A 14,448-nucleotide genomic window follows, 5' to 3' on the forward strand; every position below is an offset into this window, starting at 1 on the left:
GGTCCCGGACTGGTGCTTCTTCGCCAGACTGCCATTACCGCGCCGGTCACGGTGGCGATCCACCAAGATATGCATATATCTGTCGCTCAAAGCGGTGAACTCTGCTACGCGAGACCGTATTTGGGCGGCCCGGTTGGAGTAAGGAGGACCGTATGCAGCACGGTCCCGCGGTGCGCCGCCGAAAGCTGGGCGCCGAATTGCGCGCGTTGCGCACCAGCGCCGGTCTCACCAGTGGTGAGGCGGCACGGATGGTGGGCTGGCACCAGTCGAAGGTGAGCCGGATCGAGACCGGCGCCAGCGGCGTGAAACCGGCCGACGTGCGGTTACTGCTGGACGCGTACGACGTCGGGGACTCCCGGATGCGGGAGTTGCTGCTGGTGCTGGCGGGGTCGGACGACGGCGCGGGCCGGCACCACTGGTGGCACGCGTACCGCGGGGTACTGCCGCCCGCCTACCGGGACTTCATCAGCCTGGAGTCCCAGGCGAGCGCGATGCGCACGCTGGAGACCTCGGTGGTGCCGGGGCTGTTGCAGACCCGCGAGTACGCGCAGGCGGTGACGCGGGCGGCGGTGGGCGGCCCGGACGAGCCCGACGACCGGCTGGACGCGCTGGTCGAGGTGCGGCTGGCCCGGCAGGACGTGCTGCGCGGCGAACCGCCGCTGGAGCTGAGCGCGGTGCTGGACGAGGCGGTGCTGCGCCGGAGGGTCGGCGGCCCCGGAGTGATGACCCGCCAGTTGTGGCGGCTGGTGGAGGCGGGGCGGCTGCCTCAAGTGCGTTTGCAGGTACTGCCGTTCACCGCCGGGGCGCACATCGGCATCACGGGCCCTTTCGTTGTCTTCTCTTTTTCGCGCACTTCTGATCTGGATGTGGTTGTTCTCGACCACTTGACGAGTAGCCTCTACCTCGAACGGAAAGAAGACCTCCAGGCGTACACGGAGGCCTTCACCACCCTTCAGATCCACGCCCTTTCGCCCGAGGAATCGTTGGATTACATCGCCGGGATAGCTGACGGCGCGTAAGGAGGCACCATGTCTGCACTGCCTCGGAACGTACCTTCCAGTACCGATCTGCAAGCCGTGCGCTGGCTGCGCAGCAGCTACAGCACGGGCGCGAACAACTGCGTGGAGACGGCTCGGCCGCACTCCGGCCCCGGGGCCGGACTCCTCGCCGTGCGCGACTCCAAGGTCCCGTCCGGGCCCGCGCTGCTCTTCTCCCCCGAGAGCTGGGCGGGCTTCACGGCGACCTTCCGGTCCTAGCAGTTCCGAGCAAACACCGATCAGTTCCGATCAGTTCCGTAGCCGCGGCGGCAGGGCCGTGTGACGCCGACTCATGGTCGTGTCCCGCCGATGATCCGTACAGCGCGTTCGATCTGCTCGTCCGTGAGATCGGCCCGGGCGGTCAGCCTCAGCCGTGAGATGCCGTCGGGCACGGAAGGAGGACGGAAGCAGCCCACGACGAGGCCCGCCGCCCGGCAGTCGGCCGCCCAGCGCACCGCCTCCTCCGGGGACGGGGCGCGCACCGAGACGACCGCGGCGTCCGGACGCACCGCCTGATGGCCCTCGGCCGTCAGGCGGGCGTGCAGTTCACCGGCGACCGCGCGCGCCCGCGCCGCCCGCTCCGGCTCCCGGCCGAGCAGCCGCAGGGCCGCCAGGGCGGCGCCGGTCGCGGCCGGTGCCAGGCCGGTGTCGAAGATGAACGTCCGTGCCGCGTTGACCAGATGGTCGATCACCCGGGCCGGACCGAGGACCGCTCCGCCCTGGCTGCCCAGCGACTTGGAGAGCGTCACCGTGACGACCACGTCGTCGGCCCCCGCCAGACCCGCCGCGTGCGCCGCGCCCCGGCCGCCCTCGCCGAGCACGCCCAGGCCGTGCGCGTCGTCCACCACGACTCCCGCGCCGTGCTCCCGGCAGGCCGCGGCCAGCCCGGCCAGCGGAGCGGCGTCGCCGTCGACCGAGAAGACGGTGTCGGAGACCGCGATCGCCGGGCCGTCGTGCGTCTGGAGCGCCTTGCGCACCGCCTCGGGTTCGGCGTGCGCGACCACCTGGGTGGTGCCCCGGGCGAGTCGGCAGCCGTCGATGAGCGAGGCGTGGTTTCCGGCGTCCGACACGATCAGCGAACCGTGCGGTCCGAGCGCGGTGACCGCGGCGAGGTTGGCCGCGTAGCCGGAGGAGAAGACCAGCGCCGCCTCGAAGCCGCAGAAGCCGGCCAGCTCCCGCTCCAGCTCCGCGTGGAGTTCCGTCGTACCGGTGACGAGGCGGGAGCCGGTCGCGCCGCCGCCCCAGGTCCGCGCCGCCCGCGCCGCGCCCTCGACGACCTCCGGATGGTGGGCCAGGCCGAGGTAGTCGTTGCTCGCGAGGTCCAGCCGGGGCGAGTCGGCGGGCCGGGGGCGCAGCGTCCGTACGAGCCCGGCGCGGCGGCGCGACTCCGCCTGCTCGTCGATCCAGCCGAACGCCATGGGTCCTCCGGGGATTTTGTAGGCAGCGGACAGACACTAGCGGGACGACCGGGCACCCAGGGTGTGGCAATACCCACACCTCGAAGCGCCGGAGTTGTACGAACTCTCCTTGGCCAGGAACCACTCCGTAGGACAGGATCAGCTCTCATGGACCTGCTGAACACGCTGGTGGACAAGGGACTGCGGCGCGAGCTGCCGACCCGCGAGGAAGCCCTGGCCGTCCTCGCGACGTCCGACGACGACCTGCTCGATGTGGTGGCCGCGGCCGGCAAGGTGCGCCGGCACTGGTTCGGCCGTCGGGTGAAACTGAACTACCTCGTCAACCTCAAGTCCGGCTTGTGCCCGGAGGACTGCTCCTACTGCTCGCAGCGGCTCGGCTCGACCGCCGGGATCCTGAAGTACACCTGGCTCAAGCCCGACGAGGCGTCGAAGGCGGCGGCCGCGGGCCTGGCGGGCGGCGCCAAACGGGTCTGCCTGGTGGCCAGCGGACGCGGTCCCACCGACCGCGACGTGGACCGCGTCTCGGACACCATCAAGGCGATCAAGGACCAGAACGAGGGCGTCGAGGTGTGCGCCTGTCTCGGGCTGCTCTCCGACGGCCAGGCGGAGCGGCTGCGGGACGCGGGCGCGGACGCCTACAACCACAACCTCAACACCTCCGAGGCCACCTACGGGGACATCACCACCACGCACACCTACGCCGACCGGGTGGACACCGTGCAGAAGGCCCACTCGGCCGGACTGTCCGCCTGTTCGGGGCTGATCGCCGGCATGGGCGAGAGCGACGAGGACCTGGTGGACGTCGTCTACTCGCTGCGCGAGCTGGACCCGGACTCGGTGCCGGTCAACTTCCTGATCCCGTTCGAGGGCACCCCGCTGGCCAAGGAGTGGCACCTGACGCCGCAGCGCTGTCTGCGGATCCTGGCGATGGTGCGGTTCGTCTGCCCGGACGTCGAGGTGCGCATCGCGGGCGGCCGTGAGGTCCACCTGCGCACGATGCAGCCGCTGGCCCTGAACCTGGCCAACTCGATCTTCCTCGGTGACTACCTGACCAGTGAGGGCCAGGCGGGCAAGGCCGACCTGGACATGATCGCCGACGCCGGGTTCGAGGTGGAGGGCGCCGACCAGGTGACGCTGCCGGACCACCGGGCGGCCGGGGGCTGCGGGTCCCACGCGGAGGCCGGGTGCGGTGCGCACGAGGGCGCCGGGGGCTGCGGAACCCACGGCGGCGGAGGCTGCGGAACCCACGAGGGTGCCGGCGTCTGCGGCTCCGTTCCGGCGGCCGCCGAGAGGTCGGAGCAGTCCGAGCCCGGCGAGGTCCGCAGCGACCTGGTCGCCGTGCGCCGCCGGGGTGCCGGAACGGATCTCGCGCCCAATGCCTGAGCTGGGCGTGTCCGAACTGCTGGACCTCGACCGCAGGCACGTGTGGCATCCGTACGGACCGATGCCGGGCCGGCAGGAGCCGCTGGTCGTGGAGTCGGCGAGCGGGGTCCGGCTGCGGCTCGCGGACGGCTCGGGAGAGCTGGTCGACGGGATGTCGTCCTGGTGGTCGGCGATCCACGGCTACAACCACCCGGTGCTCAACGAGGCGGTGCGCGAGCAGCTCGGCCGGATGAGCCATGTGATGTTCGGCGGGCTCACCCACGAGCCCGCCGTGCGGCTCGTGAAGCACCTTGTCGACATGTCGCCGGAGGGCCTGGAGCATGTGTTCCTGGCCGACTCGGGGTCGGTGTCGGTCGAGGTCGCGGTGAAGATGTGCCTCCAGTACTGGCGCTCGCTGGGGCGCCCCGGCAAGCGGCGGCTGCTGACCTGGCGGGGCGGCTACCACGGGGACACCTGGCAGCCGATGTCGGTGTGCGACCCCGAGGGCGGGATGCACGAGCTGTGGACCGGCGTCCTCCAGCGCCAGGTCTTCGCCGACGCGCCGCCGGTGGAGTACGAGGAGGAGTACGCCGAGCACCTGCGGGAGCTGATCGGGCGGCACGCCGACGAACTGGCCGCGGTGATCGTGGAGCCGGTGGTGCAGGGCGCGGGCGGGATGCGGTTCCACTCCCCCGCGTATCTGCGGGTGCTGCGCGAGGCGTGCGACGCGCACGACGTGCTGCTGGTGTTCGACGAGATCGCGACCGGGTTCGGGCGCACGGGCGCGCTGTTCGCGGCGGACCACGCCGCGGTGACGCCGGACGTGATGTGTCTGGGCAAGGCGCTGACCGGCGGCTATCTGACGATGGCGGCGACCCTGTGCACCTCTCGGGTGGCCGACGGGATCTCGCGGGGCGAGGTGCCGGTGCTCGCGCACGGCCCGACGTTCATGGGCAACCCGCTGGCCGCCGCGGTGGCCTGTGCCTCGATCGAGCTGCTGCTGGGCCAGGACTGGCTCGCGGAGGTCAAGCGGATCGAGGCGGGGCTGCGCGAGGGGCTCGCCCCGGCGCTGGACCTGCCGGGTGTGACGGACGTGCGGGTGCTGGGGGCCATCGGGGTGGTTCAGCTGGACCGTCCGGTGGACATGGCGGCGGCCACCGCAGCCGCGGTGCGCGAGGGCGTGTGGGTGCGTCCGTTCCGCGATCTGGTCTACGTGATGCCGCCGTACGTCACGGGCGACGCGGACCTGGCACGGATCACGCGCGCGGTGTGCGCGGCGGCGCGGGAGGGCTGACATGACGGTTCTGGTGATCACGGGCACCGGCACGGAGATCGGCAAGACGATCACGACGGCGGCCGTCGCGGCCACGGCGCTGGCGGCCGGCCGCACGGTGGCGGTGCTGAAGGCGGCGCAGACCGGGGTCGGGCCGGACGAGCGCGGCGACGCCGAGGAGTGCGCGCGGCTGGCGGGAGGGGTGACCGCGGCCGAACTGGCCCGCTACCCGGAGCCGTTGGCGCCCGGTACCGCCGCGCGCCGGTCCGGCCTGCCACCGGTCCGCCCGGCGGCGATCGCGGAGGCGGCGGCGAAGCTGGCGACCGAGCACGATCTGGTGCTGGTGGAGGGCGCGGGCGGGCTGCTGGTCCGCTTCGACGACGACAGCGGCACCCTCGCGGACGCGGCCGGACTCCTCGCCGCCCCGGTGCTGGTCGTGGCGCCGGCGGGCCTGGGCACGCTGAACTCCACCGAGCTGACGGCCCGTGAACTGCGGGCCCGACGGCTGGAGCTGCGGGGCGTGGTGATCGGCAGCTGGCCGGACATGCCCGACCTGGCCTCGCGGTGCAATGTGACGGATCTGCCGGAGGTCACCGGCGCGCCCCTGCTCGGCGCCCTCCCGGCCGGAGCGGGCGCCCTCGCACCGGCCGACTTCCGGTCGCGGGCCCCGGGTTGGCTGGCCGAGGAACTCGGCGGCACGTGGGACGGCACGGCGTTCCGGGAGCGCGCGGCGGACTGAACAGCCCCTGCTGTGGAGCCGGTTCAAGGACGTTCCCCGAGCAGGTGGACCAGCTCGATGCGGGAGCGGATGTTCAGGCGGGTGAAGACGCCGCGCAGGTGGTGGTCGATGGTGCGGGGGCTCAGGGCCAGGCGGGCGGCGATCTCACGGTTGGTGGCGCCTTCCGCGGCCATCCTCGCCACCTGCAACTGCTGGGCGGTGAGCCGGGCGGTGGGGTCCGCGGGACCGGGCCGCGCGGGGACGGCGGGGGCGCCGAGGGCGCGCAGTTCGGCGCGGGCCTGGTCCGCGCAGTGCGGGGCGCCGAAGGAGGTGAACGCCTCCAGGGCGCTGTGCAGCCGGTCCCGGGCCTCGGTGCGGCGGCGCAGTCGGCGCAGCGCGCCGCCGAACAGCAGCTCCGTGCGGGCCCGTTCGAAGTCACGGGTGCCCCGCCCGTGCAGGTCGAGTGCGGCACGGTAGTGGTCGACGGCCTCGGCTCCGGGGCTGAGCAGCGCGCGGCAGCGGGCGCTGAGCGCCAGGTCGTCGGCGCTGCCCACGGCCTGGGCCCAGCGGTGGTAGTCGGCGTGGGCCACGCTCGCGACCCGGGTGTCGCCCGCGCGGACGGCCGCCTCGACGTAGTGCGGGGTCGCGAGATGGCGTACGGCGCGGTGTCCGTGGCCGGGGCCGAACCCGGCCTGGGCGCGCAGCCGGGCCGCCGCGGCGGCGAACCTCCCGTGGCCGAGGTCCAGCACGGCGAGCGCCCACTGGGCGAGGGCCGCGGGCAGACCGAGGCCGTGGGCGAGCGCGTACGAGCGTGCGGCGGCGGCGCGTTCGCGGCAGAGGTCGGCGTCGCCGGTGAGGGCGGCGAACATGGCGAGCGCGGCCTGGAGATGGCAGGCCCCGTTGTCCTGGCCGGTGGCGTGGGCCTGCCCCAGGGCGTCGACGGCCGCCGCCTCTCCGGCGCGGGGTCGGCCGGTCCAGAAGTCGGCGTAGGCCCGGAACTCCATGGCCTGAGCGACGGCGGCCGTGGTGCCCCGGGCGCGGGCGGAGTCGGCGGCCCGGACGACGGCACCGGCGGCGCGCGTGTGGTCGCCGAGGAGCAGGGCGGCGATGCCCGCGTGCAGGAGCAGGGTGGGGTCGCCGCCGGGTCCGCACCGTCCGGCCGCCGCTTCGAGGAGGTCCCGGGCGTCGGCGTACCGCCCTTCGAGGGCCGCCAGCAGTCCGCCCAGGGTGCCGGGGGCGGGGACACCGAGCCGCTCGGCGACCGCGGCCGCCTCCCGCAGCCGGCGCAGGTCGCCGGTGTAGACGGCGGCCTCGGTGGCGCGGGCGAGCAGGTGGGTGGCGCGGGCGCCGCGTTCCCGGCCGGCCGCGCCGAGCAGCGCGTCGAAGGCGTCCGCCGCGTTGCCCGCCCTGAGGGCCAGGATTCCGGCGAGGGCGCGGTCGGAGGTGCGGGCGGCGAGGTGGCGGGCGCGGTCGCTGTCGCCCGCCTCCCAGGCGTGGCCGGCCGCACGGGCGAGGAGACCGGCCTGCTCGGCCGGGTCGGGGCACAGGGTGGCGGCGCGTTCGGCGAGTGCTCCGGCCAGGGCCGGCCGTCCCGTCCCGTGGGCCGTCCGTGCCGCGACGGCCAGCTCCGCCGCCAGCCGTCCGCTCGGCCCGAGCGCTCCGGCGCCCCGGTGCCAGGAGCGCCGGGGTGTCTCCCCGTCGCCGTTGAGGACCCGGGCGAGCAGGCGGTGCGCGTCGCGCCGGTCGGCGGGACCGCCGGTCTCGTAGGCGGCGGTCCGGGTCCAGGCGTCGCGGAACACGACCCCGTCCGCTCCGGCGTGCGCGATCCCGGCCGCCTCGGCCGCCTCCAGCGGGCGGGTGTCGAGGCGGGCGGCCGTGACGGCGCGCAGGAAGGCGTGGGTGGGTACGGGGTGCTGGTCGGCCGCGGCCAGCAGCAACAGCAGCCGGGTGTCGTCGGGAAGGGCGCGGATCTCCGATCGATGCGCGTAGAGCAACCCCGGTGCCAGGTCGGCGGGTTGGGTGGGGAGGGGGTCCAGGCCGGAGGTCTGTCGCGGCGTCAGCCGGCTTACGGCCTCGGCGAAGGCGCGCGGATCGCCGTGGACGGCCCGCAGCACCCGGATGCGCACGGGCTCGGGCAGAGGCAGCGCCGGGCGCTGCCCCGCGTCCGTGGTCCGCGGTGCCGAAGTGCTCACGGGAGGCGTGGGGTTCGGAGGTGGGGGGTTCGGAGGCGGGGGGTTCGGAGGTGGGGGGTTCACCGGGGTCACCACACCCATGACGTTACTGGCGAGTTAATTGAGCAGTAAAGACCGGCGATTCCGCCGATGCGGCGCGCGTAGACCCCCCGCGACACTCCGGGCAACCCCACATGCCTCAGGAGGCACTCATGCAGCGCATCGCGCGTCGCATCGCCACGGCCCTGTCGGCCGCGGCCGCATCACTCCTTCTGGCTCTCTCCCTCTCCCCCACACCGGCGCAGGCCGCGACCCACAACCCGGTGGTGTTCGTGCACGGTCTGAGCAGTTCGTCCAGCAGTTGGGACGACTGGATCGCCGAGTTCGAGGCGGACGGCTACACCTCGGCCGAACTCTCCGCCTGGTCCTACGACTGGTCTCAGTCGAACGTGACCACCGCGCGTCAACTGGCGAGCCACATCAGCACCGTGCTCTCCCGGACGGGCGCCTCGAAGGTGGACCTGGTCGTCCACTCGATGGGCGCCCTCGGCTCCCGCTACTACCTCAAGAACCTCGGCGGCACGGCCTACGTCGACGACTTCGTCTCGACCGCCGGCACCAACCACGGCACGACCACCGCCTCCTGGTGCTCGTGGCTGTACACCTCGTGCGCCGAGATGTACACCGGCAGTTCCTTCCTCACCGCGCTCAACTCCGGTGACGAGACCCCGGGCAGCGTCTCCTACGCGAGCTACTGGTCCAACTGCGACGAGGCGCTCACCCCGGACACCACCGCGATCCTGAGCGGGGCGACCAACGTCGAGGTCGGCTGCGTCTCGCACACCGACATGAACAACGACCAGGGCGTCTACGAACAGGTGCGCGCCTTCATCGCCTGACCGTGCTGCGGGCGTACAGCGGGGGTGCGCGGCCCGGATCGGGGGGACAATCGGAGTATCGCCCGAGTTTCCCGGGAGGTCCCCATGCCGCTTCGGTCCGCCGGTACCGCCAGGGTGCCGCGGGATGCCGTGCACCATCCGCTGTTCGCCCGTTGCTACGCCCGCCTCAGTGTGAACGCCGAGACGAAGCTGGGGATCGGCGGCCTGCGCGAGCGGCTGCTCGCCGGGCTGTCCGGACGGGTGATCGAGATCGGCGCGGGCAACGGGCTGAACTTCGCCCACTATCCGGGCACCGTCTCCGAGGTCGTGGCGATCGAGCCGGAGCGGCTGCTCCGGCAACTGGCCGTGGAGGCGGCCCTGCGCTCGGAGGTCCCGGTCGACGTGGTGCCCGGGGCGGCGGAGGCGCTGCCGGTCAAGAGCGAGGCGTTCGACGCGGCGGTGGTCTCGCTGGTGCTGTGCAGTGTCCGTGACGTGCCGCGCGCCCTGGCGGAGATCCGGCGGGTGCTGCGGCCGGGCGGGGTCGTGCGGTTCCTGGAGCACGGCCGGGGCGGCGGGCGCGTGATGACGTTCGGCCAGCGGGCCCTGGACCGTACGGTGTGGCCGCTGGTCAGCGGCGGCTGTCACACGGCCCGGGAACCGGTGGCGGCCCTGCGCGGCGCGGGGTTCCAACTGGGCCCGTACCGGCAGGTCATGATCCCCGCCGAGGGGGTGCGGCTGCCGACCTCGTACTGCGTGCTGGGCACGGCCTGGCGGCCGCCGGCCGCCGACTGATCACCGCCGCGGCACCGCGGGCCCGGTCACGCGCACCAGCGCCGCAGTTCCCGCGCGAGGTCCTCGACCGACGCCTCGCCGCTCTTGGCCAGCCGGGCCAGGTCGCGGACCTGTTCGGGCGAGGTGACGACCTTCAGTCCGCTCGCCGCCAGGTAGGCGTAGGCCACGGCGGCGGCGAACAGGGCGTTGGAGCGCTCCAAGGCCGGTACGTGGATGAGGAGTTGCAGCAGGGCGGCGGCGCGGGCGTGCGGGGTGTCGTAGACGGGGACGTCGAATATCTCGGCGTCGTGGCGTGCCAGCGCGGCGATCAGCGCGCCCCAGTCGGTGACCTGGGGGTCACCCGGGGTGTGCCGTTCGGCGAGCATGAGCAGCCAGGCGAGGTCGATCCGGAGCCTGCTCAACGGTTCAGCGGCTGCCTTCGCGCTCCGCGCCGAACTCCTCGGCGAACACGGACTCGTACCGCTTCATGAAGTCGGCCGCGGCCTCCACGAAGGTGTGGCCGACCTCGCCGGTGTCCTGCCGGACCAGTTCCTCGATGTAGCGGTTGACGCTCATGCCGCGCTCCAGGGCGCGTTCGCGGGCCGCGCGGGCGGTGCCCTCGTCCACGCGTACGTTCAGCTGGGTCTTCGCCATACCACGAAGCTAGCGCCGGAACGCTAGCGGCGGCAAGGTCTCCTTCCTGAGGTGGAGGGCGACCAGGACCACAGGGGGATGTCGGCTGTGCGCCGGATCACACTACGCTCGCCCTGACCAGGACGTCGCGATGTCGACGTCGCGATGTCAAGGACCGAGGAGGCCGCCTTGTCCACTCCCGCACCGGTGCGCGAACCCGCCGACGCAGTGGCGGCCCGCGCCCGCGGTCTGACCAAGGCGTACGGCTCGGGCGAGACGGCGGTCCTCGCCCTGGACTCGGTGGACGTGGACATCGCGCGCGGCCGCTTCACCGCGGTCATGGGCCCCTCGGGTTCGGGGAAGTCCACGCTGATGCACTGCCTGGCCGGGCTGGACAGCGTCTCGGCCGGTCAGGTGTGGCTCGGCGACACCGAGATCACCGGGCTGAAGGACCGTGAGCTGACCCGGCTGCGCCGGGACCGCATCGGGTTCATGTTCCAGTCGTTCAACCTGATCCCGACACTCAACGCGGCCGAGAACATCACCCTGCCCATGGACATCGCGGGCAAGAAGCCCGACGAGAAGTGGCTGGAGCAGGTCATCGACACGCTGGGCCTGCGGGACCGTCTCAAGCACCGGCCGACGCAGCTCTCCGGCGGCCAGCAGCAGCGCGTCGCCTGCGCCCGCGCGCTGGCCTCCCGGCCCGAGCTGATCTTCGCCGACGAACCGACCGGCAACCTCGACTCCCGGGCGGGCCTCGAAGTCCTCGGCTTCCTCCGCGACGCCGTGGACCAGCTGGGCCAGACGGTGGTCATGGTCACCCACGACCCGGGCGCGGCCGCCCACTCCGACCTGGTCCTCTTCCTCGGGGACGGACGGATCGTCGACGAGATGCCCCGGCCCACGGCCGACGCGGTGCTGGAGCGGATGAAGCGGTTCGACGTGATCCGGGGCGGCGCCGCCGACGCTCCCGAGGAGGACTGAACCGGTGCTCAAGGCGACCCTGCGCAGTTTCCTCGCCCACAAGGGGCGGCTGCTGCTGTCCGCCCTCGCGGTGCTCCTCTCGGTGGCGTTCGTCGCGGGCAGCCTGATCTTCTCGGACACCGTCAGCCGCACCTTCGACCGCCTCTTCGCCTCGACCGCGGCCGATGTCACGGTCAGCCCCAAGGAGAACCTGGACGAGGCCCTGCCCTCCGGGTTCACCGCCACCCTGCCCGCCTCGCTGGCCGAGCGGGCGGCCCGGGTGCCCGGCGCCGAGGCGGCGCGGGCCGACGTGGACGTGGAGGGCATCACCGTCGTCGACGCGGACAACGAGTCCGTCGGGCCGACCACCGGCGCGCCCACCATCGGCACCGGCTGGCAGCCGACCGACCGCAGCCCGGTGGAACTGACCTCGGGACACGCCCCCGAGGGCCCCGACCAGGTGATGCTCGACGCGGACACCGCCGACGGCAGGGACGTGGGGATCGGCGACAGGCTCACCGTGATCGCGGCGCCCGGATCCTTCGAGGTCGAGGTCGTCGGCATCGCGACGTTCACCACCACCAACCCGGGCGCCGCGCTGGTCTACTTCGAACCCTCCGCCGCGCGGACCAGGCTGCTCGGAGACCCGGACGCCGCCACCGCCATCACCGTGGACGCCGCCGACGGCGTCAGCGACGCGCGGCTCAAGCAGCGGGTCGAGGCCGCGCTGGGCGCCGACGCCTACGACTTCCGCACGGCCGACGAGCAGGCCGAGTCGGACGTGGAACAGCTCGGCGGGTTCCTCGACATCATCAAGTACGTGATGCTCGGCTTCGCCGGGGTGGCCGTGCTGGTCGGCGTGTTCCTGATCGTCAACACCTTCTCGATGCTGATCGCGCAGCGCACTCGTGAACTGGGGCTGCTGCGCGCGCTGGGCGCCGACCGGCGCCAGGTGCGGCGCTCGGTGCTCCTGGAGGCGCTGCTGCTGGGTCTGGTCGGGGCCTCTCTGGGCCTGGCCACCGGGATCGGGCTGGCCGTCGCGCTGATCGAGCTGATGGGCCTGCTCGGCATGAACATCCGCTCCGCCGACATGGTCATCGGCTGGGCGACCCCGGTGTCGGCGTACGTCGTCGGCCTCGGCGTCACCTTCGTGGCGGCCTATCTGCCGGCCCGGCGGGCGGCCACGGTCTCCCCGATGGCGGCGCTCGCGGACGCCGAGATCGCCGGTGTGGGGCGGCCGCTGAGGATGCGCGCCGCGGTCGGCGCGGTGGTCGGCGCGCTGGGTGCGGCGGCCCTGGTGGGATGCGTGACCTCGTCGGACACCTCCTCGTCGGCCTCGCTGCTGGGGCTCGGGGTGATCCTGACCCTCGTGGCGACCGTGATCGCGGGGCCGCTCCTGGTCCGGCCGGTGATCCGGGTGCTGGGCGGGGCGTTCCCGGCCCTGTTCGGCCCGGTCGGGCGGATGAGCCAGCGCAACGCCCTGCGCAACCCGCGCCGGACGGGGGCCACGGCGGCCGCGCTGATGGTGGGGCTCGCGCTGGTCGGCGGGATGTCGGTGGCGAGCGCCTCGATGACCAAGTCCTTCGACGAGCAGATCGACAAGACGCTGGGCGCGGACTTCGTCGTGCAGAACACCAACTTCGTGCCGTTCCCGCGGGAGGTCACCGAGAAGGTCCGCGCCACCGAGGGCGTCGGCCTGGTGGTGCGCTCGCAGCTCACCCCGATCGCGGCCCGGCTGCCGGACGGCGACCGCGTCGAGACGACCGCGGCCGGGTACGGCACGCGGCTGGACGACGTCGCCAACATCACGTACGCGCAGGGCGACACGGCCGCCGCGCTGGCCCCGGGCAGCATGGCCATGGACCTGGACTTCGCGCGGGAGCACGGGGTGCGGGTGGGCAGCACGGTCCCGGTGGAGTTCCAGGGCGGGCGGACCGCCGAGCTGAAGGTCGGGGCGCTCACCGACCAGGAGTCCGCCGACGGGTTCGGCACCCAGGGCGGCATGTACTTCGGCCTGGACACCCTGGAGCGGTACGCGCCGGGCGGCCAGGAGTCGGCGGTGTACGTCAACGCCGCCGCCGGCACGAGCGCCGACGACCTGCGGGCGAACCTGGAGCGGACGCTGGAGCCGTATCCCCAGGTGCAGGTCCGGGACCTGGCCGACTACAAGGAGCTGGTGCGCGACCAGATCGCGGTGCTGCTGTACCTGGTGTACGCGCTGCTCGGGCTCGCGATCGTCATCGCGGTGCTCGGGGTGGTGAACACCCTGGCCCTGTCGGTGGTGGAGCGGACCCGGGAGATCGGGCTGCTGCGGGCCATCGGTCTGTCCCGGGTCCAGTTGCGGCGGATGATCCGGCTGGAGTCGGTGGTGATCGCCGTGTTCGGCGCGGTGCTCGGGCTCGGGCTCGGACTGGTGTGGGGGGTGTGCACCCAGCAGGTGCTGGCCCTCCAGGGCATGACGGCGCTGGCGATCCCGTGGGGCACGATCGTCGCCGTGGTGGTCGGGTCGGCGGTGGTGGGCATCGTGGCGGCCCTGCTGCCCGCGCTGCGGGCCTCCCGGATGAACGTGCTGGCGGCCATCGCGCACGACTGACACGCCGACGCCGTCCCCGTCTGCACGCCCGCGGTGCGCCGTGGGCGTGCCGTGGGGTGAGTGCCGCGGGATGAGTGCCGTGGGTTGAGTGTCCGTTCCGTGGACCGTCCGCATGACGGAATTCGGGGTTCACGGCCGGGTGCCCGTGATGTGATCACGCCATGACCGATCTGCGCATCCGGGCCGCCGGGCCCCAGGACCTCGACCCCGTGCTGGCCTTCTGGAAGACCTCGGCGGAGGGCACGAGCATCAGCGACGACCGCGCGGGCGTGGAGCGGTTGGTCACCCGCGACCCCGAGGCGCTGATCCTCGCCGAACTGGACGGCGAGCTGGTCGGCACGGTGATCGCGGGCTTCGACGGCTGGCGCTGCCATCTGTACCGGCTCGCGGTGCGCCCCGACCGGCGCCGCCGGGGTGTCGCCACGGCCCTGCTGGCCGCCGCCGACGAGCGCTTCGTACGCCTCGGCGGTCGGCGCGCGGACGCCATGGTGCTCCAGCGCAACGAGCGGGCGCACCACGCGTGGCGCGCGGCCGGCTACACCCCGCAGGACGACTGGCTGCGCTGGGTGAAGCCCCTCACCGACTGACCACTTTGCCCGTCCTTTACCATGGGTGGTCCACTCCCGGTCCT

The 14,448-nt window shown here is 73.3% G+C and carries 14 protein-coding genes; 10 read left to right on the forward strand and 4 right to left on the reverse strand.

Going from position 1 to position 14,448, the window contains the following annotated elements; translation table 11 throughout:
• The first annotated feature begins 152 nt into the window (after positions 1-152).
• Positions 153-1,019 (forward strand): helix-turn-helix transcriptional regulator, encoded by an 867-nt coding sequence (locus AB0E07_RS29125; RefSeq protein ID WP_362258569.1) that lies wholly within the window; start codon positions 153-155, stop codon positions 1,017-1,019.
• Between the two features lie 9 nt (positions 1,020-1,028).
• A complete protein-coding gene (locus AB0E07_RS29130) occupies positions 1,029-1,256 on the forward strand; it encodes a DUF397 domain-containing protein (RefSeq protein WP_362258572.1) in 228 nt (75 codons plus the stop codon).
• A gap of 71 nt (positions 1,257-1,327) precedes the next feature.
• On the opposite strand, the gene AB0E07_RS29135 is transcribed toward AB0E07_RS29130, so the two are convergent.
• Complete coding sequence (locus tag AB0E07_RS29135) at positions 1,328-2,455, reverse strand: 8-amino-7-oxononanoate synthase (RefSeq protein WP_362258575.1); 1,128 nt, start codon at positions 2,453-2,455, stop codon at positions 1,328-1,330.
• Positions 2,456-2,602: 147 nt separating this feature from the next.
• On the opposite strand from AB0E07_RS29135, the gene bioB reads away from it, so the two are divergent.
• The 3 genes from bioB to bioD are packed head-to-tail and all read left to right on the forward strand — an operon-like array spanning position 2,603 to position 5,829.
• Positions 2,603-3,838, forward strand: a complete 1,236-nt coding sequence (gene bioB / locus AB0E07_RS29140) for a biotin synthase BioB (RefSeq protein ID WP_362258578.1) — start codon at positions 2,603-2,605, stop codon at positions 3,836-3,838.
• On the forward strand, positions 3,831-5,111 hold the full coding sequence (locus AB0E07_RS29145) for an adenosylmethionine--8-amino-7-oxononanoate transaminase (protein ID WP_362258581.1): 1,281 nt from the start codon (positions 3,831-3,833) through the stop codon (positions 5,109-5,111). Before bioB ends, AB0E07_RS29145 begins: the two co-directional genes overlap by 8 nt.
• Position 5,112: 1 nt before the next feature.
• The gene (gene bioD, locus AB0E07_RS29150) at positions 5,113-5,829 is read left to right on the forward strand and encodes a dethiobiotin synthase (RefSeq protein WP_362258583.1); all 717 of its coding nucleotides are present in this window, start codon (positions 5,113-5,115) and stop codon (positions 5,827-5,829) included.
• A gap of 23 nt (positions 5,830-5,852) precedes the next feature.
• On the opposite strand, the gene AB0E07_RS29155 is transcribed toward bioD, so the two are convergent.
• Positions 5,853-8,081 (reverse strand): LuxR C-terminal-related transcriptional regulator, encoded by a 2,229-nt coding sequence (locus AB0E07_RS29155; RefSeq protein WP_362258585.1) that lies wholly within the window; start codon positions 8,079-8,081, stop codon positions 5,853-5,855.
• Positions 8,082-8,191: 110 nt separating this feature from the next.
• On the opposite strand from AB0E07_RS29155, the gene AB0E07_RS29160 reads away from it, so the two are divergent.
• On the forward strand, positions 8,192-8,878 hold the full coding sequence (locus AB0E07_RS29160) for an alpha/beta fold hydrolase (protein WP_362258588.1): 687 nt from the start codon (positions 8,192-8,194) through the stop codon (positions 8,876-8,878).
• A gap of 84 nt (positions 8,879-8,962) precedes the next feature.
• Positions 8,963-9,649, forward strand: coding sequence for a class I SAM-dependent methyltransferase (locus AB0E07_RS29165; protein ID WP_362258591.1), 687 nt, complete (start codon positions 8,963-8,965; stop codon positions 9,647-9,649).
• Positions 9,650-9,675: 26 nt separating this feature from the next.
• Here the strand turns inward: AB0E07_RS29165 and AB0E07_RS29170 are convergent, their stop codons facing one another.
• The gene (locus AB0E07_RS29170) at positions 9,676-10,050 is read right to left on the reverse strand and encodes a fic family toxin-antitoxin system, toxin component (RefSeq protein ID WP_362258594.1); all 375 of its coding nucleotides are present in this window, start codon (positions 10,048-10,050) and stop codon (positions 9,676-9,678) included.
• Positions 10,051-10,054: 4 nt separating this feature from the next.
• Positions 10,055-10,282, reverse strand: a complete 228-nt coding sequence (locus AB0E07_RS29175) for an antitoxin (protein WP_362258597.1) — start codon at positions 10,280-10,282, stop codon at positions 10,055-10,057.
• A gap of 144 nt (positions 10,283-10,426) precedes the next feature.
• Between AB0E07_RS29175 and AB0E07_RS29180 the strand changes: the two genes are divergently transcribed.
• From AB0E07_RS29180 to AB0E07_RS29190, 3 genes are all read left to right on the forward strand, one after another.
• Positions 10,427-11,245 carry an ABC transporter ATP-binding protein gene (locus tag AB0E07_RS29180; protein ID WP_362258600.1) on the forward strand — a complete coding sequence of 273 codons (819 nt, stop codon included), beginning with the start codon at positions 10,427-10,429 and terminating at the stop codon, positions 11,243-11,245.
• 4 nt (positions 11,246-11,249) lie between these two features.
• Positions 11,250-13,817, forward strand: coding sequence for an ABC transporter permease (locus tag AB0E07_RS29185; RefSeq protein ID WP_362258603.1), 2,568 nt, complete (start codon positions 11,250-11,252; stop codon positions 13,815-13,817).
• Between the two features lie 161 nt (positions 13,818-13,978).
• Complete coding sequence (locus tag AB0E07_RS29190) at positions 13,979-14,404, forward strand: GNAT family N-acetyltransferase (RefSeq protein ID WP_362258605.1); 426 nt, start codon at positions 13,979-13,981, stop codon at positions 14,402-14,404.
• Positions 14,405-14,448 lie beyond the last annotated feature (44 nt).

The sequence above is a fragment of the Streptomyces sp. NPDC048002 genome, assembly GCF_040653275.1.
Lineage (GTDB): Bacteria > Actinomycetota > Actinomycetes > Streptomycetales > Streptomycetaceae > Streptomyces.

Excerpts from the sequence above, each read along its gene's own strand:
- bioD (WP_362258583.1), top strand. The coding sequence starts at position 5,113 with ATGACGGTTCTGGTGATCACGGGCACCGGCACGGAGATCGGCAAGACG.
- AB0E07_RS29160 (WP_362258588.1), top strand. The coding sequence starts at position 8,192 with ATGCAGCGCATCGCGCGTCGCATCGCCACGGCCCTGTCGGCCGCGGCC.
- AB0E07_RS29155 (WP_362258585.1), bottom strand. The coding sequence starts at position 8,081 with ATGGGTGTGGTGACCCCGGTGAACCCCCCACCTCCGAACCCCCCGCCT.
- AB0E07_RS29180 (WP_362258600.1), top strand. The coding sequence starts at position 10,427 with ATGTCAAGGACCGAGGAGGCCGCCTTGTCCACTCCCGCACCGGTGCGC.
- AB0E07_RS29135 (WP_362258575.1), bottom strand. The coding sequence starts at position 2,455 with ATGGCGTTCGGCTGGATCGACGAGCAGGCGGAGTCGCGCCGCCGCGCC.
- AB0E07_RS29190 (WP_362258605.1), top strand. The coding sequence starts at position 13,979 with ATGACCGATCTGCGCATCCGGGCCGCCGGGCCCCAGGACCTCGACCCC.
- AB0E07_RS29130 (WP_362258572.1), top strand. The coding sequence starts at position 1,029 with ATGTCTGCACTGCCTCGGAACGTACCTTCCAGTACCGATCTGCAAGCC.
- bioB (WP_362258578.1), top strand. The coding sequence starts at position 2,603 with ATGGACCTGCTGAACACGCTGGTGGACAAGGGACTGCGGCGCGAGCTG.
- AB0E07_RS29175 (WP_362258597.1), bottom strand. The coding sequence starts at position 10,282 with ATGGCGAAGACCCAGCTGAACGTACGCGTGGACGAGGGCACCGCCCGC.
- AB0E07_RS29165 (WP_362258591.1), top strand. The coding sequence starts at position 8,963 with ATGCCGCTTCGGTCCGCCGGTACCGCCAGGGTGCCGCGGGATGCCGTG.
- AB0E07_RS29145 (WP_362258581.1), top strand. The coding sequence starts at position 3,831 with ATGCCTGAGCTGGGCGTGTCCGAACTGCTGGACCTCGACCGCAGGCAC.
- AB0E07_RS29125 (WP_362258569.1), top strand. The coding sequence starts at position 153 with ATGCAGCACGGTCCCGCGGTGCGCCGCCGAAAGCTGGGCGCCGAATTG.